The 24,717-nt window shown below is 67.9% G+C and carries 22 protein-coding genes; 6 read left to right on the top strand and 16 right to left on the bottom strand.

Features of this window, described 5'->3' with window-relative positions; all coding sequences use genetic code 11:
* Positions 1-20: 20 nt before the first annotated feature.
* The 5 genes from HF877_RS07890 to HF877_RS07870 all read right to left on the bottom strand — a co-directional run bounded on the left by HF877_RS07890 (position 21) and on the right by HF877_RS07870 (position 9,209).
* Complete coding sequence (locus HF877_RS07890; protein WP_169620606.1) at positions 21-3,719, bottom strand: nitrate reductase subunit alpha; 3,699 nt, start codon at positions 3,717-3,719, stop codon at positions 21-23.
* Positions 3,716-4,885 (bottom strand): nitrate/nitrite transporter, encoded by a 1,170-nt coding sequence (locus HF877_RS07885; protein ID WP_240952173.1) that lies wholly within the window; start codon positions 4,883-4,885, stop codon positions 3,716-3,718. The genes HF877_RS07890 and HF877_RS07885 overlap by 4 nt, the downstream gene beginning before the upstream one ends.
* A 310-nt stretch (positions 4,886-5,195) precedes the next feature.
* A complete protein-coding gene (locus tag HF877_RS07880) occupies positions 5,196-7,469 on the bottom strand; it encodes a polyribonucleotide nucleotidyltransferase (protein ID WP_169620605.1) in 2,274 nt (757 codons plus the stop codon).
* Positions 7,470-7,794: 325 nt separating this feature from the next.
* Positions 7,795-8,064 carry a 30S ribosomal protein S15 gene (gene rpsO, locus HF877_RS07875; RefSeq protein ID WP_169620604.1) on the bottom strand — a complete coding sequence of 90 codons (270 nt, stop codon included), beginning with the start codon at positions 8,062-8,064 and terminating at the stop codon, positions 7,795-7,797.
* Positions 8,065-8,246: 182 nt separating this feature from the next.
* A complete protein-coding gene (locus HF877_RS07870) occupies positions 8,247-9,209 on the bottom strand; it encodes a bifunctional riboflavin kinase/FAD synthetase (RefSeq protein WP_169620603.1) in 963 nt (320 codons plus the stop codon).
* Positions 9,210-9,289: 80 nt separating this feature from the next.
* Here HF877_RS07870 and HF877_RS07865 point away from each other — a divergent pair, with 80 nt between their 5' ends.
* Genes HF877_RS07865 through HF877_RS07850 form a run of 4 tightly spaced genes read left to right on the top strand, consistent with a single transcriptional unit; the run spans position 9,290 to position 12,554 of the window.
* Positions 9,290-10,213, top strand: a complete 924-nt coding sequence (locus HF877_RS07865; protein WP_169620602.1) for a metal ABC transporter substrate-binding protein — start codon at positions 9,290-9,292, stop codon at positions 10,211-10,213.
* Entirely contained in the window at positions 10,210-10,974 is a 765-nt protein-coding gene (locus HF877_RS07860; protein ID WP_169620601.1) for a metal ABC transporter ATP-binding protein, read from the top strand. Before HF877_RS07865 ends, HF877_RS07860 begins: the two co-directional genes overlap by 4 nt.
* Positions 10,974-11,855, top strand: coding sequence for a metal ABC transporter permease (locus HF877_RS07855; RefSeq protein ID WP_169620600.1), 882 nt, complete (start codon positions 10,974-10,976; stop codon positions 11,853-11,855). The genes HF877_RS07860 and HF877_RS07855 overlap by 1 nt, the downstream gene beginning before the upstream one ends.
* 9 nt (positions 11,856-11,864) lie before the next feature.
* Positions 11,865-12,554, top strand: a complete 690-nt coding sequence (locus HF877_RS07850) for a metal-dependent transcriptional regulator (RefSeq protein ID WP_169620599.1) — start codon at positions 11,865-11,867, stop codon at positions 12,552-12,554.
* A gap of 4 nt (positions 12,555-12,558) precedes the next feature.
* On the opposite strand, the gene truB is transcribed toward HF877_RS07850, so the two are convergent.
* From truB to rimP, 11 genes are all read right to left on the bottom strand, one after another.
* Positions 12,559-13,479, bottom strand: a complete 921-nt coding sequence (gene truB, locus HF877_RS07845) for a tRNA pseudouridine(55) synthase TruB (RefSeq protein WP_169620598.1) — start codon at positions 13,477-13,479, stop codon at positions 12,559-12,561.
* Positions 13,480-13,482: 3 nt separating this feature from the next.
* The gene (gene npt / locus HF877_RS07840; protein WP_169620722.1) at positions 13,483-14,145 is read right to left on the bottom strand and encodes a 4'-phosphopantetheinyl transferase Npt; all 663 of its coding nucleotides are present in this window, start codon (positions 14,143-14,145) and stop codon (positions 13,483-13,485) included.
* A gap of 41 nt (positions 14,146-14,186) precedes the next feature.
* Positions 14,187-15,125 (bottom strand): metallophosphoesterase, encoded by a 939-nt coding sequence (locus tag HF877_RS07835; RefSeq protein WP_169620597.1) that lies wholly within the window; start codon positions 15,123-15,125, stop codon positions 14,187-14,189.
* A gap of 5 nt (positions 15,126-15,130) precedes the next feature.
* Positions 15,131-16,462, bottom strand: coding sequence for an MATE family efflux transporter (locus HF877_RS07830; protein ID WP_346765093.1), 1,332 nt, complete (start codon positions 16,460-16,462; stop codon positions 15,131-15,133).
* A 38-nt stretch (positions 16,463-16,500) separates the two neighbouring features.
* Positions 16,501-17,466: a DHH family phosphoesterase gene (locus HF877_RS07825; protein ID WP_296550894.1), complete on the bottom strand. Its 966-nt coding sequence runs from the start codon at positions 17,464-17,466 to the stop codon at positions 16,501-16,503.
* A 58-nt stretch (positions 17,467-17,524) separates the two neighbouring features.
* Complete coding sequence (gene rbfA / locus HF877_RS07820) at positions 17,525-17,983, bottom strand: 30S ribosome-binding factor RbfA (protein ID WP_169620594.1); 459 nt, start codon at positions 17,981-17,983, stop codon at positions 17,525-17,527.
* A gap of 58 nt (positions 17,984-18,041) precedes the next feature.
* A complete protein-coding gene (locus HF877_RS07815) occupies positions 18,042-18,332 on the bottom strand; it encodes a DUF503 domain-containing protein (RefSeq protein ID WP_169620593.1) in 291 nt (96 codons plus the stop codon).
* 85 nt (positions 18,333-18,417) lie between these two features.
* On the bottom strand, positions 18,418-21,366 hold the full coding sequence (gene infB, locus HF877_RS07810) for a translation initiation factor IF-2 (RefSeq protein WP_169620592.1): 2,949 nt from the start codon (positions 21,364-21,366) through the stop codon (positions 18,418-18,420).
* Between the two features lie 163 nt (positions 21,367-21,529).
* A complete protein-coding gene (locus HF877_RS07805; protein ID WP_169620591.1) occupies positions 21,530-21,883 on the bottom strand; it encodes a YlxR family protein in 354 nt (117 codons plus the stop codon).
* Between the two features lie 44 nt (positions 21,884-21,927).
* Positions 21,928-22,956 (bottom strand): transcription termination factor NusA, encoded by a 1,029-nt coding sequence (gene nusA, locus HF877_RS07800; protein ID WP_169620590.1) that lies wholly within the window; start codon positions 22,954-22,956, stop codon positions 21,928-21,930.
* Positions 22,953-23,546, bottom strand: coding sequence for a ribosome maturation factor RimP (rimP, locus tag HF877_RS07795; RefSeq protein WP_169620589.1), 594 nt, complete (start codon positions 23,544-23,546; stop codon positions 22,953-22,955). Before rimP ends, nusA begins: the two co-directional genes overlap by 4 nt.
* A 155-nt stretch (positions 23,547-23,701) precedes the next feature.
* Between rimP and HF877_RS07790 the strand changes: the two genes are divergently transcribed.
* Both HF877_RS07790 and HF877_RS07785 read left to right on the top strand, forming a co-directional pair.
* Positions 23,702-24,199: a hypothetical protein gene (locus HF877_RS07790; protein WP_169620588.1), complete on the top strand. Its 498-nt coding sequence runs from the start codon at positions 23,702-23,704 to the stop codon at positions 24,197-24,199.
* A complete protein-coding gene (locus HF877_RS07785; protein WP_169620587.1) occupies positions 24,196-24,639 on the top strand; it encodes a ferritin-like domain-containing protein in 444 nt (147 codons plus the stop codon). The genes HF877_RS07790 and HF877_RS07785 overlap by 4 nt, the downstream gene beginning before the upstream one ends.
* Positions 24,640-24,717 lie beyond the last annotated feature (78 nt).

Genomic DNA, 24,717 nt, shown 5'->3' with positions numbered 1-24,717 from the left:
GTGGGGTCCGATCGTGTACATCAGTACGTCACCTCCTGAGACCGGCGGCGCACGACCGTGACTTCGTCGCGCTGGTTGCCGGTCGGTCCGAGATAGTTGAAGGCATACGAGGTCTGGGCGTAGCCGCCCGCCAGATGACTCGGTTTCATCAGGATCCGCGTGATCGAATTGTGGATCCCGCCACGCTTTCCGGTGGTTTCGGTGAGCGGGACATCGATGACGCGTTCCTGCGCGTGGTAGACGAACACCACGCCCTCGGGCATGCGCTGCGACACGATGGCCCGGCACACCACCACGCCGTTGCGGTTCACGGCCTCGATCCAGTCGTTGTCGCGCACCGAGATCTTCGCCGCGTCCGCCGGACTCATCCACATCGTCGGTCCGCCGCGCGAGAGCGAGAGCATGAACAGGTTGTCCTGATACTCCGAGTGGATCGACCATTTCGAATGCGGGGTCAGGTATCTCACCGTCAGCCCCACTCCGTCACCGGTACCGAGGGATGTCTCACCGAACAGACGGTTCATGTCCAGCGGGGGCCGGTAGGTCGGAAGTTGCTCGCCCATCTCCTCGATCCAGTCGTGGTCGAGGTAGAAGTGCATCCGGCCGGTGAGGGTGTGGAACGGTTTGAGTTCCTCGATGTTGGTGGTGAAGGGTGCGTAGCGGCGACCACCTGTTTCGCTGCCCGACCATTCCGGGCTCGTGACCACCGGTACCGGCCGGGCCTGCGTGTCGGCGTAGGTGATCCGGCGTTCCTCACTGCCTTCGGCGAGGTGGACGAGCCTGCGCCCGGTTCGCTTCTCGAGTTCGCGATACCCCTGCACGGCGAGCCGGCCGTTCGACGCCCCGGACAGCGCGAGAATCACGTCGCACATCCGTTCCGCAGTGGTGATCGCCGGGCGCCCGGCGGCGGCACCGGAATCCATGACGCCGAACTTGACGGCGAGTTCGGCGACCTCCTGGTCGGGGTGGGTGGTCACCCCCTTGGTGGTCAGCCCTGCCGACTCCGCGAGCGGCCCGAGCGTGGCCCACTTGTCGGCGACGGCGGTGTAATCCCGCTCGACGACCACGAGAGGCCCCATGGTCTTCCCCGGGATGGGCACTTCACCGGTTTTCCTCCAGTCGTTCTCCGTTCCACCGGGATACGCCATCGCACCGGGCGTGTCGTGCTGGAGCGTCCCCATCACCACGTCGGTCCGCGTTCCCAGATGCGTGCGTGCCAGGGCGCTGAACGCCTTCGCGACCGCACCGAACGCCTCGTAGTCCGAGCGGGTCTCCCAGGGCGGATCGATCGCGGGGCTGAACGCGTGCACGTAGGGGTGCATGTCGGTACTCGACAGGTCCCCCTTCTCGTACCAGGTCGCTGCGGGCAGCACGACATCCGAGAACAGCGTCGTCGACGTCATCCGGAAGTCGATCGACATGAGCATGTCGAGTTTGCCGTCGGGGACGTCCTCCCGCCAGGTGACGTCGTTGGGCCGCAAATCCGGCGCGGTCTGAGCACCCTGAATGTTCGAGTCGGTACCCAGCAGATGCTGCAGGAAGTACTCGTTGCCCTTGCTGGAGGAGCCGAGAAGATTCGACCGCCACACGCTCAGCACGCGCGGCCAGTTACGCGGCGACCCGGGATCGGTGACGGCGAGTTTCACCGTCCCCTTGGCCAGTTGTTCGGCAACATATTCGGGGATGTCGCGACCGGCCGCACGAGCCTCGTCCGCCAGATCGTGTGTGTTGCGGTCGAACTGCGGATAGAACGGCGACCAGCCCATCGCGACGGCCGACGCCATCACATCCATGGTGTGCTTGTCCCGGAAGCGCCCCCGCGACAGCGGGCTCGAGAGGGCGTCCGCCCGGTACCCGTCGTACTTCCACTGGTCGGTGTGCACGTACCAGTACGAGGTGCCCGCCATCTGACGAGGTGGCCTGCTCCAGTCGGTGGCCATCGCCATCGTGGCCCATCCGGTGGCGGTTCTGCACTTTTCCTGCCCGACGTAGTGCGCCCAGCCGCCGCCGTTGCGTCCCATTGCCCCGGTCAGGAGCAGCAGGGACAGCACGGCCCGGTAGGTCGCGTCGCCGTGGAACCACTGGCAGATTCCGGCTCCCATGATGATCATGGAGCGCCCGCCCGATTCCTCGGAGTTTCGCGCGAGTTCCCGGGCCACCCGGATCGCTTGCGCCGCAGACACTCCGGTGATCGATTCCTGCCACGCCGGCGTGTAGGGCGTCGACGGATCGTCGTACCCGGTCGGCCACTGCCCGGGCAGATTCAACTCTGCCCGCTGCACGCCGTATTGGGCGAGCATCAGGTCGAACACCGTGCAGACCAGGTGCTCACCCACCCGGCGGACCGGCACACCGCGCTCGAGGCTTCCGCCCCGACCGTCGATCGTGTCGAAACTCGGCAGATGCACGGCGAGGACCTCCGCTGTGCCGCCGGCCGGCGGTGCCACCGTGAGGGCGGGCGACAGGTCACCCAGTTCGAGGTTCCACTTGCCGATACCCTCCTCGCCGTAGCGGAATCCGAGGGAGCCGTGAGGAACCGTCACGCTGTCGGTGGCGCTGTCGAGGAGCACCGGTTTGAACGGGGCGTTCTCCACGTCCTGCCCGAGGTCGGCCGCGGTGAGGTTCTTGCCCGCCACCCACTTTCCGCCGCGCTCTTCGAGTTTCACGAGGAAGGGCAGATCGGTGTACTGCGCGGAGAAGTCGGTGAAGAAAGGTACGGGCTTCTCGACGTAGCACTCGCGCAGCAGGACGTGGCCCATCGCCATCGCCAGGGCACCGTCGGTTCCGGCAGCGCACGGCATCCACTCGTCCGCGAATTTCGTGTTGTCCGCGTAGTCCGGGCTGATCGCGACGACCTTGGTCCCGCGGTACCGCACCTCCGTCATCCAGTGTGCGTCGGGGGTGCGGGTCACCGGGACGTTGGAACCCCACATCAACAGGTACGACGCGTCCCACCAGTCGCCCGATTCGGGGACGTCGGTCTGGTCCCCGAACACCTGCGGGGACGCGACCGGAAGGTCCGCGTACCAGTCGTAGAACGAGGTCATCGCGCCGCCGACCAGTTCGACGAACCGGGAACCGGCTGCGTGCGACACCATCGACATGGCGGGAATCGGGGAGAAACCGGCGATCCGGTCGGGCCCGTACTCCTTGATGGTGTGCACGTGGGCCGCGGCGACCATTTCGGTGGCTTCGGCCCAGGTGACCCGCACCAGCCCGCCCTTGCCTCGCGCACGCTGGTACCGGCGCCGGCGTTCCGGGTCGTTCTGAATGTCCGCCCACGCCAGTACCGGATCACCGAGACGCTGTTTGGCCTCGCGATACATCTCGACGAGGACTCCGCGCGCGTACGGGTACCGCACCCGTGTCGGAGAGTAGGTGTACCAGGAGAAGGCCGCTCCTCGGGGGCAACCGCGCGGTTCGTACTCGGGGCGGTCCGCTCCCACCGTGGGATAGTCCGTCTCCTGGGTTTCCCAGGTGATGATCCCGTCCTTGACGTAGATCTTCCACGAGCACGAACCGGTGCAGTTCACGCCGTGTGTCGATCGCACCACCTTGTCGTGGCTCCACCGGTCGCGGTAGAAGATGTCACCTTCTCTGCCGCCCTGGTGCAGGATGCTGCGGGTGTCGGCGGATTCTTCGCCACGCGTGAAGAACCGGCCGCTACGCACCAGCAGTTCCTCGAGCGTCCCACCCACAGCGACTTTTTCCGTAGTCACGTGCTCTCCTCCGGTTGCCTGTGTGGAGCGTCCCGCGATGCGGCAGGTTCACGTGCCTTCAGCCAGACCGCGGTGTAGACCAGTGCAATGAGAGCCGCCGCGACCAGGAGCAACAGGCCCACGGTGTAGTCGTTGCCCACCGGGTCGTAGGTCGCGCCCATGACCAAGGGCGGGAAGTATCCGCCGAGGCCACCTGCCGCCGCGACGATTCCGGTGATGCTGCCGACGGACTGCGCGGGCGAACGCCGCGCCACCCAGGCGAACACGCCTCCGGTGCCGATGCCGAGGAAGATCGCCATCGAGATGAAGACAACGGCCGACCAGAAGTCCGGCGGTGGCTTGAACGTGGCGATGAATGCGGTCACGGCGGTGCCGGCGAAGGATGCGATCACCACGTACTTCGGTGGGATCCGGTCGGAGAGGGTTCCGCCGATGGGGCGGGCGATCACCGCGGCGACGGCGAACCCCGCGGTACGGGTACCTGCATCCACCGCGGAGAACTCGTACACCGTCCTGATGTAGGTGGGCAGGTAGCTGCTGAACGCGACGAAACCGCCGAAGACGATGGCATACAGGAACGACATTTCCCAGGTGACCCGGAGTTTGCATGCCGCAAGGAATTTGGGCACCACCGGCTGGGTGTTGGGAACGAATGCGGGCGCGTTCCTCATGACGGTCAGACACAACACCGCGGTCAGTGCGAGCACCACTGCGATGATCACGTGGGTGGCGACCAGCCCGAACCATCCGACGAAACGCGGCGTGAAGAAGGCCGACAGTGCCGTGCCGACCATGCCCGCACCGAATACACCCGTGGCGAAGCCACGACGCGACGGGTCGTACCAGTTGTTGGCGAACGGGATCCCGACGGCGAAAATCGTGCCGGCGATTCCCAGGAAGAATCCGAAGACGAGCAGCAGCGGGTACGAGCCCGCACTGCCCGCGAAGCCGACCGCGAGGACCGGCAGTATCGACGCGAGCGTGATCGTGATGAACATGACCCTGCCGCCGTAGCGGTCCGTGAGGGCGCCCACCACGATCCTGCCGAGCGACCCCACGAGGATCGGGGTCGCCACGAGCATCGATGTCTCGGAGCTGCTCAGCGACATGTCGCCGGCGTAGGTGGTGGACAGCGGTCCGATCAGGTTCCAGGCCCAGAAGTTCATGGCCGACACCCAGGTCGCCAGTGCCAGGTTGACTCCTGGACGTGCCCCGATTCCTGAGGCTGTAACCGTGCTCACACCACCAGGGAACACCCTCGGCAGAATCGCCGTACGCCTTTTGCCTAAAGGTTTACACGGGGGTGGTCTTCGATTCTCCATGTTGCGAGCCATCGGCGACGCTCCGCCGCAGGTCGGGTCGGCGACCGGACAGGACCCTCGCGCAACGACACCGCGCGCTGTTCCCGCCCCGAAGGGAAGGAACAGCGCGCGGTGATTGCCTGTCCCGGAGCGGGAGGCTACCGGGAGGAGCCGATCAGGACTCGGTGGCTGCCTCGGCCGGAGCGGCCTCGGCGGCGGCGTCGTCCTCGACGGGCACGAGGCTGATCTTGCCCCGGTTGTCGATGTCGGCGATCTCGACCCGCAGCTTGGACCCGACGCTCACGACGTCTTCGACCTTCGCGATGCGCTTGCCGTTGCCGAGCTTGCTGATGTGCACCAGACCGTCACGGCCCGGGAGCAGGGAGACGAACGCACCGAACGCCGTGGTCTTGACCACGGTGCCGAGGAAACGCTCGCCGACCTTCGGCAGCTGCGGATTGGCGATGGCGTTGATCTTGTCGATCGCTGCCTGCGCGGACGGACCGTCCGCAGCTCCGACGTACACGGTGCCGTCGTCCTCGATGGAGATGTTGGCGCCGGTCTCCTCGGTGATCGAGTTGATCATCTTGCCCTTGGGCCCGATGACCTCGCCGATCTTGTCGATCGGAACCTTGATCGTGGTGATGCGCGGCGCGAACGGGCTCATCTCGTCCGGAGCGTCGATGGCCTCGGCCATGACCTCGAGGATCGTGGCGCGCGCGTCGTGTGCCTGCGACAGCGCACCCGCGAGCACCTGCGACGGGATTCCGTCGAGCTTGGTGTCGAGCTGCAGCGCGGTGACGAAATCCTTCGTTCCGGCGACCTTGAAGTCCATGTCGCCGAAGGCGTCTTCGGCTCCGAGGATGTCGGTCAGTGCCACGTAGCGGATCTCACCGTCGACCTCGTCCGAGACCAGGCCCATCGCGATACCCGCGACCGGAGCCTTGAGCGGAACACCGGCGTTGAGCAGCGACAGGGTCGAGGCGCACACCGAACCCATCGACGTGGAACCGTTGGAGCTCAACGCTTCCGACACCTGACGGATCGCGTACGGGAACTCTTCCTGGCTCGGGAGCACCGGCACGAGTGCCCGCTCCGCGAGGGCGCCGTGGCCGATCTCGCGACGCTTCGGCGAACCGACGCGGCCGGTCTCACCGGTCGAGTACGGCGGGAAGTTGTAGTGGTGCATGTAGCGCTTGCTGGTCTCCGGGCCGAGCGAGTCGACCTGCTGAGCCATCTTGACCATGTCGAGGGTGGTGATACCCATGATCTGGGTCTCGCCACGCTCGAACAGAGCCGAACCGTGTGCACGGGGAACGACCGCGACCTCGGCCGAGAGTGCACGGATGTCCGTGATCCCGCGCCCGTCGATACGGAACTGGTCACGCAGGATGCGCTGGCGAACCAGCTTCTTGGTCAGCGCGCGGAAGGCCGCGCCGATCTCCTTCTCGCGGCCCTCGAACTTCGGGCCGACCTGCTCGAGAACCTCGACCTTGATCTCGTCGGTGCGCTCGTCACGCTGCTGCTTGCCGGCGATGGTCAGCGCCTCGGCCAGCTTCGTCGACGCCGCAGCCTCGACCTCGGCGTACACGTCGTCCGCGTAGGCCGGGAACAGCGGGAAGTCGCCGGTCGGCTTCGCGGCAGCAACAGCGAGCTGCTGCTGAGCGACGCAGAGGCGGGCGATGAACGGCTTGGCGGCCTCGAGGCCCTGCGCGACGATCGCTTCGGTCGGCGCCTGTGCGCCACCCTCGACGAGTGCGATGACGTTCTCGGTGGCCTCCGCCTCGACCATCATGATCGCGACATCAGCGGTGTCCGGGTTGTCCGCACCGCCGACGATGCGGCCCGCGACCACCATGTCGAACACGGCGTTCTCGAGCTGCTCGACCGTCGGGAAGGCAACCCACTGGCCGGCCTTGTTGTCGTCGGACGTGATGAGTGCGACACGCACACCGCCGACGGGTCCGGAGAACGGCAGTCCGGCGAGCTGCGTCGACGCCGACGCCGCGTTGATCGCGACCACGTCGTACAGGTCGTTCGGGTTCAGGCTCAGAACCGTGACGACGACCTGGATCTCGTTGCGCAGGCCGTCCACGAAGGACGGGCGCAGCGGCCGGTCGATCAAGCGGCACGTGAGGATCGCGTCGGTGGAGGGACGGCCCTCGCGACGGAAGAACGAGCCCGGGATGCGCCCGGCAGCGTACATACGCTCTTCGACATCCACCGTGAGCGGGAAGAAGTCGAAGTGCTCCTTGGGGTGCTTCGACGCGCTGGTGGCCGACAGCAGCATGGTCTCGTCGTCGAGGTAGGCGACGACGGCGCCGGCGGCCTGCTGTGCGAGGCGGCCGGTCTCGAAACGGATGGTGCGGGTGCCGTAGGCACCGTTGTCGAGTGTCGCGACGGCTTCGTAGACGCCTTCGTCGGTCTCGACTGCGGAATTGCTTGTCATCTTTGTATCTTCTCTTCCCTCTTCGTCTTCGCCGTACCCGCGCGGGCTCCACGGCCCCCTTGGCCGTGGTAGCGCACCGATTCACGGAGGCGGTCGTCGATCGAAACCCTCCGGCGGGGGCGTCTCTTACGGACGCCGTGCCCGGACCGGAAAGTCACTACCGAGGACCGACACCATCGGTGCATACGGTTCACCGCCGTCGGCGGTGTGGCGTGCCGGCTATACCGGCACAAACACCGATAGCCAACGGGGCCCAGTGTAGTGGGTGCCCCGTTGGCTGTCGGAAAAGATCAGCGGATGCAGATCGTGTCGCTTCTCGGCTGCGTCAGCGACGCAGGCCCAGACGCTGGATGAGCGAGCGGTAACGCTCGACGTCGACCTTCTCGACGTACTTCAGCAGGCGGCGACGACGACCGACCAGCAGCAGCAAGCCGCGGCGGGAGTGGTGGTCGTGCTTGTGCTGCTTGAGGTGCTCGGTGAGGTCGACGATGCGCTTGGTGAGCATCGCAACCTGAGCCTCGGGCGACCCGGTATCGGTCTCGTGCAGGCCGTATTCGCCGAGGATCGACTTCTTCTGTTCGGTGGTCAATGCCACTGGTAGTTCTCCTGAACAACTGACGTCCGCGTGACAGATAGCGGACCGGGTCCGCCGGTGCGGCCGCCGCGAACCGCAGCACACACCAGCGGTCGATATTACCAGAGCCGCGCCCGCCCCCCGCGCGCCCGCCTCTCCCGTACGTTCGGCCGACGGGGATACCCGGCGGCCGGTACATGCGGTCAGCCGGCAGCGAGTACCTCGCGCACGCGGTCGGCATCGCGGTGCATCGCAGAAATCAGCGCCTCCACGGAATCGAACTTCTCCATGCCGCGCAGCCGTTCGACGAAGTCCACCGCCACGTGCTGACCGTAGAGATCGGCTTCCTCGTCGAGGACGTATGCCTCGACGGTGCGCTTGCGTCCGGAGAACGTGGGATTGGTTCCGACGGACACCGCGGCCATGTACCGCTCCCCGACCGAGACACCGTCGACGGGTGATCCCGAGCCGAGCACGGTGAACCATGCGGCGTAGACGCCGTCGGCCGGGATAGCGGCGTACATCGGCGGCGCGACGTTCGCGGTCGGGAAGCCGAGCCCGCGCCCTCTCCCGTCGCCGTGCACGACGACTCCTTCGACGCGATGAGGGCGGCCGAGCGCATCGGCCGCCGCAGCGACATCACCGGCGTCGACACAGGACCGGATGTAGGTCGAGGAGAACGTGACGGCGTGCTCGGCGACGAGGGTCAGGCCCTGCACCGCGAAACCGGATCGCGCGCCGATCGAGCGCAGGAGGTCGACGGTGCCGGCCGCCTTCTTGCCGAAGGTGAAGTTCTCCCCCACGACCACTTCCGCGACATGGAGTCGTTCGACGAGGATCTCGTGGGCGTACCGCTCCGGCGAGAGCTTCATGAATTCGGGGGTGAACGGCACGACGCAGAACACGTCGATTCCCAGTTCCTCCGCCAGCTCGGCGCGCCGCGCCAGTGTCGTCAGCTGCGCGGGGTGACTTCCCGGCCGCACGACCTCCATGGGGTGTGGATCGAACGTCATGAGCACGCTCGGGACACCTCGTTCCGTCGCGGCTTTCACAGCGCTCGAAATCAGCTGCTGGTGCCCCCGGTGTACGCCGTCGAACACCCCGATCGTCACCACACAACGACCCCAGTCCGCAGGTATCTCGTCCAGACCTCGCCATCTCTGCACATCGGCAGCCTACGGCGCACGCGCCGGTCGGTCATCCTCGACCGGCTCCGTAGCCCACGTGGACAACATCCGGCACCCGAATGCATAATTTCGGTGTGCCGAAGATTTCCATTGGATGGGTCAAAACCGCCGTTCTGGCGGCTGCTGCCGTCGCCCTCACCGCCTGCACCTCACCGACGGACGCCGACGAGCGGCCGTTCGCCCTCACCACGTTCACCGTGATCGCCGACATGACCCGCGCCGTCGCCGGAGACCATGTGCGCGTCGAATCCATCACGAAACCGGGCGCCGAGGTCCACGGCTACGAGCCCACTCCCAGCGACCTCCGCAACGCCGCCGACGCCGATCTCGTCCTGGACAACGGACTCGGGCTCGAGCGCTGGTTCGAACAGTTCCTCGAAGACGCCGACGCCTCGCACGTCGTCCTCAGCGACGGCATCGAACCGGTGTACATCACCGGAGACAGCTACGCCGGGCAAACCAATCCGCACGCGTGGATGTCACCGCTCACCGCGCAGATCTATGTCGACAACATCGCCGCCGCGTTGTCCGATCTCGCACCCGAACACGCGGACGACTTCGCGGCGAACGCATCCACGTACAAAGCCGAACTCGCGGCGCTCCACGACGAACTGATCGCCGGTGTCTCGGCACTACCGGAGGAGCAGCGAGCCCTCGTGACGTGTGAGGGCGCGTTCAGTTATCTGGCGCGCGACGCAGGGTTGCGGGAGGCCTACCTGTGGCCGGTCAACGCGGACCAGCAGGGCACGCCCCAGCAGGTCGCCCGGACCGTCGACTTCGTGCGCGAGAACCGGGTCCCCGCGGTGTTCTGCGAATCGACCGTGTCGGACAAGGCGCAGCAGCAGGTCGCGGCGGACACCGGGGCGCGGTTCGGCGGCACCCTCTACGTCGATTCGCTGTCCGGCCCGGACGGTCCCGTCCCCACCTACCTGGACCTGCTGCGGCACGACATCTCGACGATCACGGCAGGATTGACACGATGACGGCACCTGCACTGGACATCGATACGGTCACCGTCCGCTACGACACCGTCACCGCGCTCGACCGGGTGTCCCTGAGCTTGTCGCCGGGAACGGTGTGTGGTCTGGTCGGAACCAACGGCTCGGGCAAGTCGACCCTGTTCAAAACGATCATGGGTCTGGTCCGGCCGGTGTCGGGGCGCGTGTCCATCGCGGGCGAATCCACGGTGGTCGCGCGCCGGACCGGCGCAGTGGCATATGTGCCGCAATCGGAGGCCGTCGACTGGGATTTCCCGATCGGGGTGCGGGAAGTGGTGATGACCGGCCGCTACGGTCACCAGGGATTCATGCGCCGGCCCCGGCCGGCGGACCGCGCGGCAGTCGAGTCCGCACTCGACCGTGTCGGCATGACCGACTACGCGACACGGCAGATCGGCCAGCTCTCCGGAGGACAGCGCAAACGCGTGTTCGTGGCGCGCGCGATCGCGCAGGAAGCTCCGCTACTCCTGCTCGACGAACCGTTCGCCGGCGTGGACGCGAAGACGCAACAGGCACTGACAGCGGTGATCCGGGACCTCGCGGCCTCGGGACGCGCAGTCCTGGTCGCCACGCACGACCTCACCGGACTGCCGGTTCTCTGCGACGAAGCCGTCCTGCTGCAACGACGCCTCCTCGTCCACGGTCCACCCGAGGAGGTGCTGCGTCCCGAGAACCTGGCGCTCGCATTCGGCGCTTCCCCCACCGAGTCGCCGGCGAGTGCGCCGGTCGCGCGAGAGGTGCAGTGATGCTGGATCTCCTTGTCGATCCTCTGCAGTACGGATTCATGCAGCGCGCGCTGATCGTGGCGGTCGCCGCCACAGTGGTGTGCGCGTTGCTCAGCTGCTGGCTCGTCCTGATCGGCTGGTCGCTCATGGGCGATGCCGTCTCGCACGCGGTCCTGCCCGGTGTCGTGCTCGCCTATCTCGTCGGCGCACCCTTCGCGCTCGGCGCCCTGCTGTTCGCCGGGATCGCGGTTGCCTTGATCGGACTCGTGCGCAGCACGAGCCGTGTGAAAGAAGACGCGGCGATCGGCATCGTGTTCACCACGCTCTTCGCGCTCGGTGTCGTGCTGATCTCGAAGAATCCCAGCCAGGTCGATCTGAACCACGTACTTTTCGGCAACCTGCTGGGACTCGCCTCGAGCGACGTCTGGCAGGTCTCGGCGCTCGCGGCGGTCGTGCTGATCGTGCTGGTGGTCAAACGCCGCGACCTGACGTTGTTCGCGTTCGACCGAGTGCAGGCGCACGCCCTGGGTATCTCGCCCGGCAGGTTGTCGGCTCTGCTGCTCGCACTGCTGGCGGTGACCATCGTCAGCGCGATCCAGGCCGTCGGCGTCATTCTGGTCGTGGCGATGCTCATCATTCCGGGCGCAACCGCGTATCTGCTCACCGACCGTCTCGCGCGGATGCTCGTCATCGCCCCCGTCCTTGCGGTCGCGGCCTCGGTGGTCGGGGTGTACACGAGCTACTACACCGACGCCGCTACCGGTGGTGTCGTGGTGCTGGCGCAGGCAGTGGTGTTCGCAGCCGTGTATCTGTTCTCGCCGCGCCACGGAGTGGTCACCAAAGCGATCCGGCATCGCACCGGTGCCGGCGACGCGGGTGAATCCGTGCTGCCGGTTACCTAAACTGAACGCGTGACGGACACGAGCGAGACCACCGCGACCGAGACACTGTCCTCGGTGGCCCAGGACTATCTGAAAATCATCTGGACGGTCCAGGAGTGGTCCGGAGAGAAGATCTCCACCAAACTGCTTGCCGAGAAGCTCGGAGTCTCGGCGTCGACCGTGTCCGAGGCGGTGCGGCGCCTGGCCGATCAGGGCCTGCTCGACCACGCACGCTACGGGTCGATCTCGCTCACCGATGCAGGCCGGACCGCTGCCGTCTCGATGGTGCGGCGGCACCGCCTCATCGAGACCTTCCTGGTACGGGAACTCGGCTACGGCTGGGACGAAGTCCACGACGAAGCCGAAGTGCTCGAGCACGCGGTATCCGAACGGATGGTCGCCGCCATCGACGCCAAGCTCGGTTACCCGGAACGCGACCCCCACGGCGACCCCATCCCGTCGCACGACGGCCGTATTCCGGCGCCGCCCGCCCGTCCACTGACCACGTTCAGCGACGGCGAGCACGGCCGGGTCGCGCGGATCTCCGACGCCGACCCGGCGATGCTGCGCTACTTCGACGAGGTCGGCATCGCCCTCGACACCGATATCCGCGTGGTGGAACGACGAGATTTCGCCGGAACGGTCTCGATCGGGATCGGCACCGACGGCCGCACCGTGGACCTGGGCACCCTTGCCGCAGGCGCGATCTGGCTCGTCTGAGCCGTCACATGTTCGCGGGCCGGACCACGAACACCGACGCCGCGCGACGCCCCTTCTCCTGGACCAGCGCCGCCGCGCGGCCGTGCTCGTCGACCGCCGCGTAGACCCCCTCGATCCCCACGGGTTCGAGCCAGCGTCCGTTCGCGAGCACTGCTGCTTCGTCGTCGCTCACGGTCCGGCACTCGAACGCGGTGCGGATCGCGTCGTCGATGCCGAGACTCGGCACGGGATCGTCCGCGAGTTCCTCGAGGGTGCGCGCGTGTTCGAGTCCGAACGGGCCCACCCGGGTGCGGCGCAGGGCCGTCAGGTGTCCCCCGACTCCCAGGGTGGCCCCGAGGTCACGGGCGAGTGCGCGAATGTAGGTTCCCGACGAGCAGTCCACCTCGACATCGAGGTCGACGAAGGCACCGTCGTTGCGGCGCGCGAGCACGTCGAACCGCGACACCGTCACCGGCCGCGCGGGGATCTCGACGGTCTCCCCCTCGCGCATGCGGGCATAGGCGCGCTTACCGTCGATCTTGATGGCACTCACGCTCGCCGGAATCTGCTCGATGTCTCCGGTCAGCGTCTCCACCACCTGGGCGATCCGCTCGTCGGTCACGCCGGACGCATCCGACGTCTCCACGACGTCGCCTTCGGCGTCGTCTGTGACGGTGCTCCGGCCGAGCCGGATCGTCGCGGTATAGGACTTGGTGGTCAGCGACAGCAGACCGAGAAGCTTGGTGGCCCGCTCGACGCCGAGCACGAGCACACCCGTGGCCATCGGATCGAGAGTGCCGGCGTGGCCGACCTTGCGGGTGCCGAGCAGCCGGCGGCAACGCGCCACCACGTCGTGGCTGGTCATACCGGCAGGCTTGTCGACGACGAGCAGGCCCGCGCGGGCGACGGCAGGATTGTCGGAGAATTCGTGGGTTCGGTCGGTCATCGTTCAGCGCACCGTGATCGCGGTGAGAACGAGGCCGTCGGCGACGAGCCATCGTCCGTCGAATCCGGTGAGCGGTGGACCGTCCGGCGTGTCGCCGGGCACCAGAATCCGGGAGTGGAAGGTGCCGGTCACGGCATCGGCGGTGGTGTCGCGCTCGAACGTGATGTGCGCGTCCTCGAACCCGAGCCACCGGCCGGTGAGCGGAAACCATGCCTTGTAGGTGGCTTCCTTCGCGCAGAAGAGCAGACGGTCCCAGTGCAGGTCGTCGCCCGCCGACGCGAGCCATTCCCGTTCCGGTTCGAGGCTGACCGCCGGCAGGACCCCGTCGGGGAGCACGTCGTGAGGCTCTGCGTCGATCCCCAGCGACCGCACCTGCAGCGAGTAGCCGAGCACCGCGGCCCGGTACCCGTCGCAGTGGGTCAGACTGCCCACCAGCCCACGCGGCCACACCGGAGCGCCGCGCTCACCCCGCAGGACGGGGCCGGGTTCGACCCCGAGGTGCCGCATCGCCTGCCGGGCACAGTGCCGGGCGCCGGCGAACTCCCGGCGGCGTTTGTCCACCGCGCGTGCGACGAGCGGTTCCTCCTGCGGATGCGGCCGCAGTCCCGGCGGGTCGGAGAACATTTCCGCAGCCGCGACCCCCTCCGGCACGATGCGCGACAGCAGCGCCGCGTGTGTCTCGGCCTGTTCTCCGGCGGACGGCTCGGTCACCGCATCTCCCTCTGTCGTTGTGCTCGCATCTTCTCGGCTTCGGCTTCCATCTCGGGTGTCACCGTGAAGTGACCGCCCCACTTGTTCAGGGTTCCCGGCGGGTAGTCCGGCACCGGAAGGATCTGCCGGAGAAGCCGATCGGGCAGTCCGCGCCGCTGCCATTCCCTCGGGTAGCCGACCGACACCTCTTCGAAGCGGACCCCGTCGTAGTACGTCGTCCGGGGAATGTGCAGGTGCCCGTAGACGCTGCACAGCGCGCGGTAGCGCAGATGCCAGTCGGCCGTCTCGGTGGTCCCGCACCACAGTGCGAACTCGGGGTAGAACAGCATTCGGGTGGGTTCACGCACAAGCGGGAAATGATTGATCAGCACCGTGGGCAGAGCCGGGTCGAGCGCGTCGAGCCGAGCCCGGGTCTGTTCCACCCGCACCGCGCACCACGTGTCCCGCGTGACATACGGGTCGGGCCGAAGCAGGAACTCGTCGGTCGCGACGACGTTGCGGTCGCGTGCGACGGTGAGGCCTTCCGCCTTGGTGGTGGTGCCGTCGGGAAGGAACGAGTAGTCGTACAGCAGGAACATCGGTACGAGCACTACCGGTCCCCCCTCGCCTTCCCAGACGGGATAGGGATCCTCGGGCGTGAGCACCCCGAGTTCGCGGCACATCGTGACGAGGTAGTCGTAGCGGGCCACCCCGTGCATCTGCACGGGATCCTTCGCGGTGGTCCACAATTCGTGGTTGCCCGGAACCCAGATGACCTTCGCGAACCGGCTGCTCAGCAGCGACAGAGCCCAGCGGATGTCGTCGGTTTTCTCCGACACGTCGCCGGCCACGATCAACCAGTCGTCGGGCGACTCCGGATACAGGTCTTCGGTGACCGGCCGGTTGCCTCGATGGCCTACGTGAATATCACTGATCGCCCACAGCTTCGCTGCCACCGGCATCAACCTCCCGACTCGTTGTGCACGCCGACCTGCCGGTCCGCGCCCGTCACCGCCCATCGACCCGAGACCGTGCGTCCCACGACGGCGAGCATCCGCAACACGATGAACACCGTAAGCCCCGTCCAGATCCCCGCCAGACCCCAGTCGAAGACGAGAGAGCACCAGATGAACGGCAGGAACCCGATCAAGGCCGACAGCAGCGTTGCCGTACGCAGGAACGCGGCATCACCCGCACCGAGGAGTACCCCGTCGAGCGCGAAGACGACACCGGCGACCGGCATGATCGCGACGAAGAACCACCATGCCACGTCGATCTGACCGAGTACCGCGAGGTCCGACGTGAACAAGCCCGGGATCACCGTGCGCCCGAGCAGGAACACGACGGCGAGACCGGTGGCGAACAACGCGGACCACGCGGTGACCCGCCATGCGAGCCGGGTGGCACCGCGCCGATCGGCGCCCCCGAGCGCAGCACCGACGAGCGCCTGCGCCGCGATCGCCAGCGAATCCAGCGCGAGCGTCACGAAATTCCACAGTTGGAGGACCACCTGGTGGCCGGCAACTGCCGCGGCGCCGAACCGCGCGGCCACGGCCGCGGCGGAGAGAAAGCACGCCTGAAATGCCAGGCTGCGGGCGATCAGGTCCCGTCCGAGCCGTAACTGGGCGCCGATCACCTCGGGCCGGGGTCGCAGCGGCACTCCCGACCGCAAGAGCGCCACCACGAACAACGTCGCGGAGACCGTCTGGCCGAGCACGTTCGCGACGGCGGAGCCGACGAGTTCCCATCGCGGTGCTCCCAGCAGTCCGTGCACCAGCACGGGACACAACACCGCGGACAGGGCGAGACCTGCGATCACGTAGCGCAGCGGCCGGAAATTGTCCTGCACTCCCCGCATCCAGCCGTTGCCGGCCATACCGATGAGGATCAGAGGCACTCCGAACAGTGCCACCCGCAACCACGACACGGCTTCGGCGGCGATCTCGTCGTCACCGGCGATCAGGCGCGAGACAGGTCCGGCGAGGAGTTGCCCGGCCAGCAGAATGAGCAACCCCACTCCGACGGCGAGCCAGGTCGCCTGGACGCCCTCACCGACGGCGTCGTCGTGGCGGCGGGCGCCGTGGAGTCGCGCCGATCGGGCGGTGGTGCCGTACGACAGGAACGTCAACTGTGTGCTGACCGTGGCCAGGACGAGTCCGCCGATCGCGAGTCCCGCGAGGGGCAACGCACCGAGGCGCCCCACCACAGCGATGTCGAAGAGCAGGTACAGCGGTTCGGCGGCGAGGACACCGAGCGCGGGTAGGGCCAGACCGAGAATGCGACGGCCGGAGATCTCCGGCGTCGTCGCGGTGTCTCCCGTGGGTTCCGTCGTCACCCGAGTACGCCACGCAGTGCCGCCACCACCGAGTCCGGTGCGCCGTGCGCGGTGTAGCCGGCTGCGAACGCGTGGCCGCCGCCGCCGAGGTCGGTGGCGGCTGCGGATACATCCACTGCGGTCTTCGACCGGAGCGACACCGTCCACACTTCGGTCCCGACCTCCTTGAACACCGCGGCGACCTCCGCTTCTGCGGTGGTCCGCACGATGTCGATCACGCTCTCCACCTCTTCCGAACCGAGGTGTGCCGAATCGACGCGACGAACGAATGCGTAGACCAATCCCCTGCCCCGCACCGCCTCGGGTACCAGGGTCGCGGACGCCAGCACCGACGAGAGCATCGGCAACCACCCGAAGGGGTGGGTATCGAGGAGCCCGCGGGTGATCGCGGATCCGTCGATTCCGGTCGCGAGAAGACGTGCCGCGAGGAGATGCGACGCAGGCCGGCCCCAGCGGAACGAACCGGTGTCCGTCACGAGCCCCGCGTACAGGCAATGGGCGAGGTCCGCGTCGAGCACGACACCCCACTCGTCGAACAGGTCGGCGAGCACCACGGCGGTGGCCTCCGCGTCCGGCACGATGAGGTTGTCGGTCCCGAACCGGGTGTTGGACACGTGATGGTCGATGACGAGGGTGCGCGCAGCACCTGTCAGGCGGTCACGCAGATCGCCGAGGCGCCCCGCCGTTCCGCAATCGACGGTCACCACGAGGTCCGCATCCCGGCGCACCGCGGCGGCGGGCGTAACCAGATGCCCGCCGGGCAGTGAGCGCATCGACTCCGGCACCTCGGCGGGAGCGGCGAAGGCCACCTGCACAGCGACGCCCCGCCGCTCGAGCGCGAGACCGAGTGCGAGCCCGCTGCCGAGGGTGTCGGCGTCGGGCTGGATGTGACACAGCACGGTCACCGTCGTCGCGGCGTCGAGCAGGGCCACGGCGCCCGGCAGGTCGACCGAGGCCCCCACTGCGGGCGCGGTGGCGTCCGCGCGAGGAGCAGCAGACCTCGGTTCGCTGCTCGGATCGTTACTCGGCGTCGTCACCGGTGTCACGCTCACGGGGCTCCTTGTACGGATCGGGATCGCCGGCGGGTACTGCGCCCTCGCGGGCGCGGGCCACATCCTCGTCGGCTGCGCGTGCCCGCGCAAGCAGTTCCTCCATCTGCCGTGCCGTGTCCGGCACGGTGTCGGTGACGAAGGTCAAGCTCGGGGTGAAGCGCACACCGGTGCCCGCACCGACCATGGTCCGCAGAACGCCCTTGGCCTTCTCGAGACCGGCGGCGGCTGCCTCCACGTCGGGTTCGGTGTCGAGGTCGGCGCCGCGCACGGTGTAGTAGACGGTCGCGTCGTGCAGGTCGGCGGTGACCTTCGCGTCGGTGATCGTCACGAACTCGAGCCGCGGATCCTTGATCTCGGTGCCGATCGCCGTGGCCACGATGGTGGCGATGCGCTTGGCGAGTCGGCGGGCCCGTGCTGGATCGGCCATGTCGTTCGTTCCTCTCCTCGGCCACCGGTGCCGGTGGCCGTGATGTCCGTCGGCCGGGTCAATCCTCCGGACCGAACAGTCTTCGTCTGGTGGACAGCAGGTCGAGTTCGGGGCGCTGTGCGACCAGTCGCTCGCAGGTGTCCAGTATGTCGCGCACGTGCGCGAAGTCGGGTGCGACCACCGCCACAGCCAGGGTGGAGCGCCGATAGAGGTCGTGCTCGCCGGTTTCCGCGACGGACACACCGAAGCGACGCAATTCGGCGAGGACCGGCCGGATGTACGACCGCTTCTCCTTGAGTGAATGCACGTCTCCGAGCAGGATGTCCAGCTCGAGCGCTCCCAGGTACATCCGCATCCTCGGTGTCGGTGGTGGCGTCCCGACACGCCCGTGGCGGCGAACGACGAATCGTTCGCCGCCACAGGCGCGGGGTGTATCAGTCGCGCGGCTTCTCGCGAAGCTCGTACGCCTCGATCACGTCGCCGACCTTGATGTCGGAGTAGGTGACCGTCAGACCACACTCGTAGCCCTCGCGGACCTCGGTGACATCGTCCTTCTCGCGTCGCAGCGACGAGATGGTGATCGTCTCGGCGACAACGTTGTTGTCGCGGAGCAGACGAGCCTTCGCGTTGCGCTTGACGATGCCGGACTGCACGAGGCAACCCGCGATGTTGCCGACCTTCGACGACTTGAAGATCGCACGGATCTCGGCGCGGCCGAGCTCGACCTCCTCGTAGACCGGCTTGAGCATGCCCTTGAGAGCCTTCTCCACCTCGTCGATCGCCTGGTAGATGATCGAGTAGTAGCGGATGTCGACGCCCTCGCGGTTCGCCAGCTCCGTCGCCTTGCCTTCGGCGCGGACGTTGAAGCCGATGATCACCGCGTTGGACGCAGCTGCCAGGTTGACGTTGGTCTCGGTGATGCCACCGACACCGCGGTCGATGACCCGCAGACGCACCTCGTCGTCGATCTCGATACCCATGAGGGCCTCTTCGAGAGCCTCGACGGTACCGGAGTTGTCGCCCTTGAGGATGAGGTTGAGCTCGTTGTGCTCCTTGAGAGCGGCATCGAGATCCTCGAGGCTGATCCGCTTACGGCTCTTCGCAGCGAGCGCGTTGCGCTTGCGTGCGTTGCGCCGGTCGGCGATCTGGCGAGCGATACGGTCCTCGTCGACAACAACCAGGTTGTCGCCGGCGCCGGGCACCGACGTGAAGCCGATGACCTGGACGGGCCGCGACGGAAGCGCTTCGAGGACGTCCTCGCCGTGCTCGTCGACCATTCGCCGGACGCGACCGTAGGCGTCGCCCGCGACGATGGAGTCGCCGACCCGCAGCGTGCCGCGCTGGACCAGCACCGTGGCGACCGGACCGCGACCGCGGTCGAGGTGCGCCTCGATGGCGACGCCCTGCGCCTCCATGTCGGGGTTGGCCCGCAGATCGAGCGATGCGTCTGCCGTGAGCAGCACCGCTTCGAGCAGCTGGTCGATGTTCAGCCCCTGCTTCGCCGAGATGTCGACGAACATGGTGTCGCCGCCGTACTCCTCGGTGACAAGGCCGTACTCGGTGAGCTGCTGACGGATCTTGTCCGGGTTCGCGCCCTCCTTGTCGATCTTGTTCACCGCGACCACGATCGGCACGTCGGCCGCCTGGGCGTGGTTGATCGCTTCCACCGTCTGCGGCATGACACCGTCGTCGGCCGCGACCACGAGGATCGCGATGTCGGTGGACTTCGCGCCACGGGCACGCATGGCGGTGAACGCCTCGTGACCCGGGGTGTCGATGAAGGTGATCAGGCGATCGTCACCGTTGAGGTGTGTGAGCACCTGGTAGGCACCGATGTGCTGCGTGATGCCGCCGGCCTCGCCCTCGCGGACCTTGGCCTGACGGATCGTGTCGAGCAGTCGGGTCTTGCCGTGGTCGACGTGACCCATGACGGTGACCACGGGCGGACGCTGCTGGAGGTCTTCCTCGCCGCCCTCGTTCTCGCCGTACTGAATGTCGAACGACTCGAGCAGTTCACGGTCCTCGTCCTCGGGGGAGACGACCTGCACGACGTAGTTCATCTCCGAGCCGAGCAGCTCGAGGGTCTCGTCGTTCACGGACTGAGTGGCCGTGACCATCTCACCGAGGTTGAACAGTGCCTGCACGAGTGCAGCGGGGTTCGCGTCGATCTTCTCGGCGAAGTCGGACAGCGATGCGCCACGAGCGAGCCGGATGGTCTCGCCGTTGCCACGCGGCAACCGCACGCCACCGACCGACGGCGCCTGCATCGAATCGTATTCCTGCCGCTTCTGCCGCTTCGACTTGCGACCGCGACGCGGAGCACCACCGGGGCGACCGAACGCACCGGCTGCGCCGCCACGGCCACGACCGCCGGCGCCACCGCCGCCGGGACGACCGCGGAAGCCACCGGGAGCACCTGCTCCTGCGGGCGCGCCGCCACCGGCGCCACCACCGCGGTAGCCGCCGCCACCGCCGGCGCCGCCACCGGGACGACCGCCCGGAGCACCGCCGGGACGACCCGGACGGCCGGCCGGAGCCGGACGTGCAGCCCGCTGCGGCATGGCACCGGGGTTGGGACGAGGGGGCATCGAACCCGGAGTCGGGCGAGGTCCGCCCTGACCGGGAGCCGGACGCGGACCGCCCTGGCCGGGAGCCGGGCGGGGTCCGCCCTGACCTGCGGCGGGACGACCCTGGCCGGGAGCCGGGCGGGGTCCGCCCTGACCTGCGGCGGGACGACCCTGGCCGGGAGTCGGGCGAGGACCGCCGGGACGCGGAGCCGGACGCTCTGCCGGAGCAGACGAGTACGGGTTGTTACCGACGCGCGGGGCCTTGGGGCCGGGACGCGGGCCTGCCGGCTTGGGACCGGGCTTGGCCGACGGAGCCTGCGGGGACGCCGCCGCAGCGGGTGCCGCTGATTCGGGAGCCGACGCAGCCGGAGCCTCGGCAGCCGGAGCGGCCGGAGCCTGCGCGGCCGGAGCCGGAGCTGCGGGAGCCGGCTTGGGGGCGACCGGCTTGGGAGCGCCGGGCTTCGGCCGCGAACCGGCGGCCGGGCTCGGAGCCGGTGTGGTCTCGGCCGGCGCGGGTGCCGCCGGTGTTGTTTCGGGGGCCGGGGCTGCAGCCGCCGGCGCGGGTGCCGCCGGGCGCGGACCCGGACGGGGTCCTCCGCCGGGACGCGGTCCCGGGGTGGGTGCGGCCTTACCGGCCGTAGCGCCGTCTTCCTTCGCGCTGCCGAACGATTCGCGCAAACGACGCGCAACCGGCGGCTCGACGGTCGAAGACGCCGACTTCACGAACTCGCCCTGCTCCTTGAGCCGTGCGAGTAGTTCCTTACTGGTGACACCGAGTTCTTTAGCCAACTCGTGCACGCGGGCCTTGCCTGCCACTGCTCTCCTCACTGATGAGGTCGAGCCGGCCAATGCCCGCACGACCTCGGGTTATCTCCGATGGACGTTCATCGCTGGTGCTTCACGGTGTGCTCATGAGTGTTCGTACCTGTTCTTCTCAGAGTTCGATGTCACTGTTGGTGCCTCGTCGCCGATCTCACTGTCACGCAGTCCGGTGACAATCGCCGGACTCCGCCACGTTCTGTGATCTCGCCGCCGCGGACCCGACCAGCTGATCCAGCGCCGCTGTATCCGGGTTTCCGGATACTTTGAGTGCTCTGCCGAATGCTCGGCGCCGAACGGCCTGACCCAGGCACTCCGGGGTGGGGTGCAACCATGCACCTCGCCCGGGAAGCCTGTGCCCGGGGTCGGGAACCACGACGAACGTTCGTGATCCGTGTTCGCGTGCCACGACCCTCAGCAGCTCGGCAGCCAGCGTTCGCTGCCGACAACCGATACAGGTACGCACCGAGCCGGTGCGCGACCCATGGGCCGAGGGCAGTTCATGCTGAACCATCGACCACTCTACCGTTGTTTTGCGAAGAATCCCGCATTCCACGCCTACCTGCCTGTCGGCGCGTTACCGGAAGCCTCGTTCGTGGCGGGTGCAGCGTCACTGCGGATGTCGATTCGCCAGCCGGTCAGGCGTGCTGCCAGGCGGGCATTCTGACCCTCTTTGCCGATGGCCAGGGACAACTGGAAGTCGGGCACCACCACGCGCGCGGCGCGTGCTTCGGGGTCGACGACCGTGACCGATACCACCTTCGAGGGCGACAGGGCATTTCCGACGAACTTCGCAGGATCCTCGTCGTAGTCGATGATGTCGATCTTTTCCTCGCCCAGTTCGCGCATCACGTTGCGCACGCGCTGACCCATCGGCCCGATGCACGCGCCCTTCGCGTTGAGACCCGGAACGAGCGAGTGCACGGCAATCTTCGACCGGTGACCGGACTCGCGAGCGACCGCGACGATCTCCACCGAGCCGTCGGCGATCTCGGGCACCTCGAGCGCGAACAACTTGCGGACCAGGTTCGGGTGCGTACGCGAGAGCGTGATCTGCGGTCCGCGCTGGCCGCGGGACACGCCCACGACGTAGCACTTGATGCGGTCGCCGTGCTCGTACGTCTCGCCGGGGACCTGCTCGGCAGGAGGGATGAGCCCCTCGGTGCTGGTCGTCTCGCCGCCGATCTTGACCACCACCATGCCGCGGGCATTCGCGCGGGAGTCGCGCTGGACGACACCGCTGACGATTTCGCCCTCGTGGGTGGCGAACTCGCCGAACCGCTTTTCGTGTTCGGCGTCGCGAATGCGCTGCATGATGACCTGGCGCGCCGTCGTTGCGGCGATGCGTCCGAAGTCCTCGGGGGTGTCGTCCCATTCGGCGACGACGTTGCCGTCCTCGTCGCGCTCCTCCGCGAGCACCTGGATCGTACCGGTCTTGGTGTCGACGGCGACCCTGGCGTGCGGCTGGTGGCCGTCCACGTGGCGGTACGCCGTCAGCAGCGCGGTTTCCAGCGTCTCGATCAGTTCTTCGAACGGGATGTTCTTCTCGGACTCCAGCATTCGCAGAGCCGCGATCTCGATATTCACTTGTCCAGCCTCGTTTCGTTCACGTCTTCTTCTTCGTCTTCTTCGTCGCCGAGGACCTCGGCGATCTCGCCTGCGGCCGCCCTGCCGTCCGGGAGTCCCCCGGCCAGTTCGAGCTCGCGCGGGTTGGGCTTGGCGAACTCCACCTCGACCACCGCATGCCGGATCTCGCTCAAGGGGATGGCGCGCACGAACGGGCCGGCACGATCCGGCAGCACGACGCGGATCTCGTCACCGACCAGTTCTCCGACGCGCGCGACGATGGTCTCGTCGGCGAGCTGGATCTTCGCCTTGCGTCCTTGAGCCCGCCGCCAGTGCCGGTCGTGGACGAGCGGGCGGCCTACACCCGGACTGGTCACTTCGAGCATGTAGGGCGCCTCCCCGAAGTCCGACACGGAGTCGAACGCCTCGGAGACCACCCGGCTCAGTCGCGCGGCCTCGTCCAGGCTGAGCCCGGCATCGCTGTCGACGAGCAGCCGGACCGTGCTGTGTTTTCCGGCCGCGGTCACCACCACGTCTTCGAGGTCGTATCCCTCTTCGGCGAGAAGATCGGAGACGAGCTCGACGATCCGTTCCGGGGGCGGCACAGGCATTGCGGGCGGGCTCCTCGTTCAGTTGTGGTCACAGCGGACAGCCGGCCGATACGGATCCGAACCGGCTGGGTCAAGCGTAACGCGCAAATCGGGGCGCCGTGACCAGGCCGCCGTGGTTCGCTACCGGGGTCTGCTGGCACGATGGTGCGGTGCCGATGTCAGTTACCCGTACCACCCTGTCCCGACGAGCCCTGTTGCGATGGTCCTCGGCGACGATCGGCGGGGTCGGTGTCCTGGGAGTCACCGGATGCGGGCTCTCCGACGACGACGCCGAATCGGAGCCGGATCCGCTGCTGGCGCAGGCCGCGAGCGCGCGGCGGGATGCCGCGACCGCCCGCGCACTCACCGCCCTGTACCCGGATCGGGCGGGCGCGCTGAGCGTGATCGCCGACGAACGCACCGCGCACGCCGACGCGTTGGACGCGGACGTCGCTCGCATGGCGGGAATCACTGCCGACACGACCACATCGGGTACCTCGTCCACCACGTCTGCGCCCGGCGCGGAGCAGCCGACCGTCGAACAGTTGCGGGAAATGCTGGTCCGGTCGCAGCGCAGCGCGGCGGACCTCGCCCGCACGCTCACCGGCTACCGAGCCGGTCTCCTGTCCTCGATCAGCGCAGCATGTGGAGTCCAGACGGAGGTTCTGCTGTGAGTTCCCCGGAGCTCGGACCCGAGCAACAAGCCCTTGTCGACGCGCTGGAAGCGGAGCATTCGGCCGTCTTCGGGTACGGACTCGTCGCCGCGTTCGCGGACCCCTCCCGTTCGGGTGACGTCGCCGCCGATGCCGCCGCGCACCGTGCCCGCCGCGATGCAACCGTCGACGCACTCCAGTCCGCCGGAGTGACACCGCCCACCGCCGCGCCCGGGTACACCGTTCCGTTCCCGGTGACCGACCCCGTCGAAGCAGCCCGGCTGGCCGTGCAGATCGAGAGTGACACGGCGGTCGCGTGGCGGTCGGTCGTCGAGCGCGCACGCAGTGAGGCCACGCGTGGAAACGCACTCGACGCGCTCACCGAAGCCGCCTTGCGCGCTGCCCGCTGGCGTGTCGTCGAAGGGGTTCCCCCGACCGTCGCCTTTCCCGGCCGGCCCTGACAGCGGCGCCGCGGCCTAGCCCGCAGGCTCGACCACGGCGCGTGGTGTTGCTGCTCGCCCGGCCGGGGCCGGACGCGC

The sequence above is a fragment of the Rhodococcus sp. BL-253-APC-6A1W genome (assembly GCF_012843405.1).
Classification (GTDB): domain Bacteria; phylum Actinomycetota; class Actinomycetes; order Mycobacteriales; family Mycobacteriaceae; genus Rhodococcus.
This window is presented reverse-complemented; position numbering and strand designations above follow the sequence as displayed.

Bases quoted from the DNA above. Each gene is read 5' to 3' on its own strand.
- HF877_RS07805 (WP_169620591.1), bottom strand. From the start codon at position 21,883: ATGGTTCAGCATGAACTGCCCTCGGCCCATGGGTCGCGCACCGGCTCG.
- HF877_RS07885 (WP_240952173.1), bottom strand. From the start codon at position 4,885: ATGAACTTCTGGGCCTGGAACCTGATCGGACCGCTGTCCACCACCTAC.
- HF877_RS07865 (WP_169620602.1), top strand. From the start codon at position 9,290: ATGCATAATTTCGGTGTGCCGAAGATTTCCATTGGATGGGTCAAAACC.
- HF877_RS07880 (WP_169620605.1), bottom strand. From the start codon at position 7,469: ATGACAAGCAATTCCGCAGTCGAGACCGACGAAGGCGTCTACGAAGCC.
- rbfA (WP_169620594.1), bottom strand. From the start codon at position 17,983: ATGGCCGATCCAGCACGGGCCCGCCGACTCGCCAAGCGCATCGCCACC.
- HF877_RS07860 (WP_169620601.1), top strand. From the start codon at position 10,210: ATGACGGCACCTGCACTGGACATCGATACGGTCACCGTCCGCTACGAC.
- truB (WP_169620598.1), bottom strand. From the start codon at position 13,479: ATGACCGACCGAACCCACGAATTCTCCGACAATCCTGCCGTCGCCCGC.
- HF877_RS07855 (WP_169620600.1), top strand. From the start codon at position 10,974: ATGCTGGATCTCCTTGTCGATCCTCTGCAGTACGGATTCATGCAGCGC.
- rimP (WP_169620589.1), bottom strand. From the start codon at position 23,546: ATGCCTGTGCCGCCCCCGGAACGGATCGTCGAGCTCGTCTCCGATCTT.
- HF877_RS07790 (WP_169620588.1), top strand. From the start codon at position 23,702: ATGTCAGTTACCCGTACCACCCTGTCCCGACGAGCCCTGTTGCGATGG.
- HF877_RS07815 (WP_169620593.1), bottom strand. From the start codon at position 18,332: ATGTACCTGGGAGCGCTCGAGCTGGACATCCTGCTCGGAGACGTGCAT.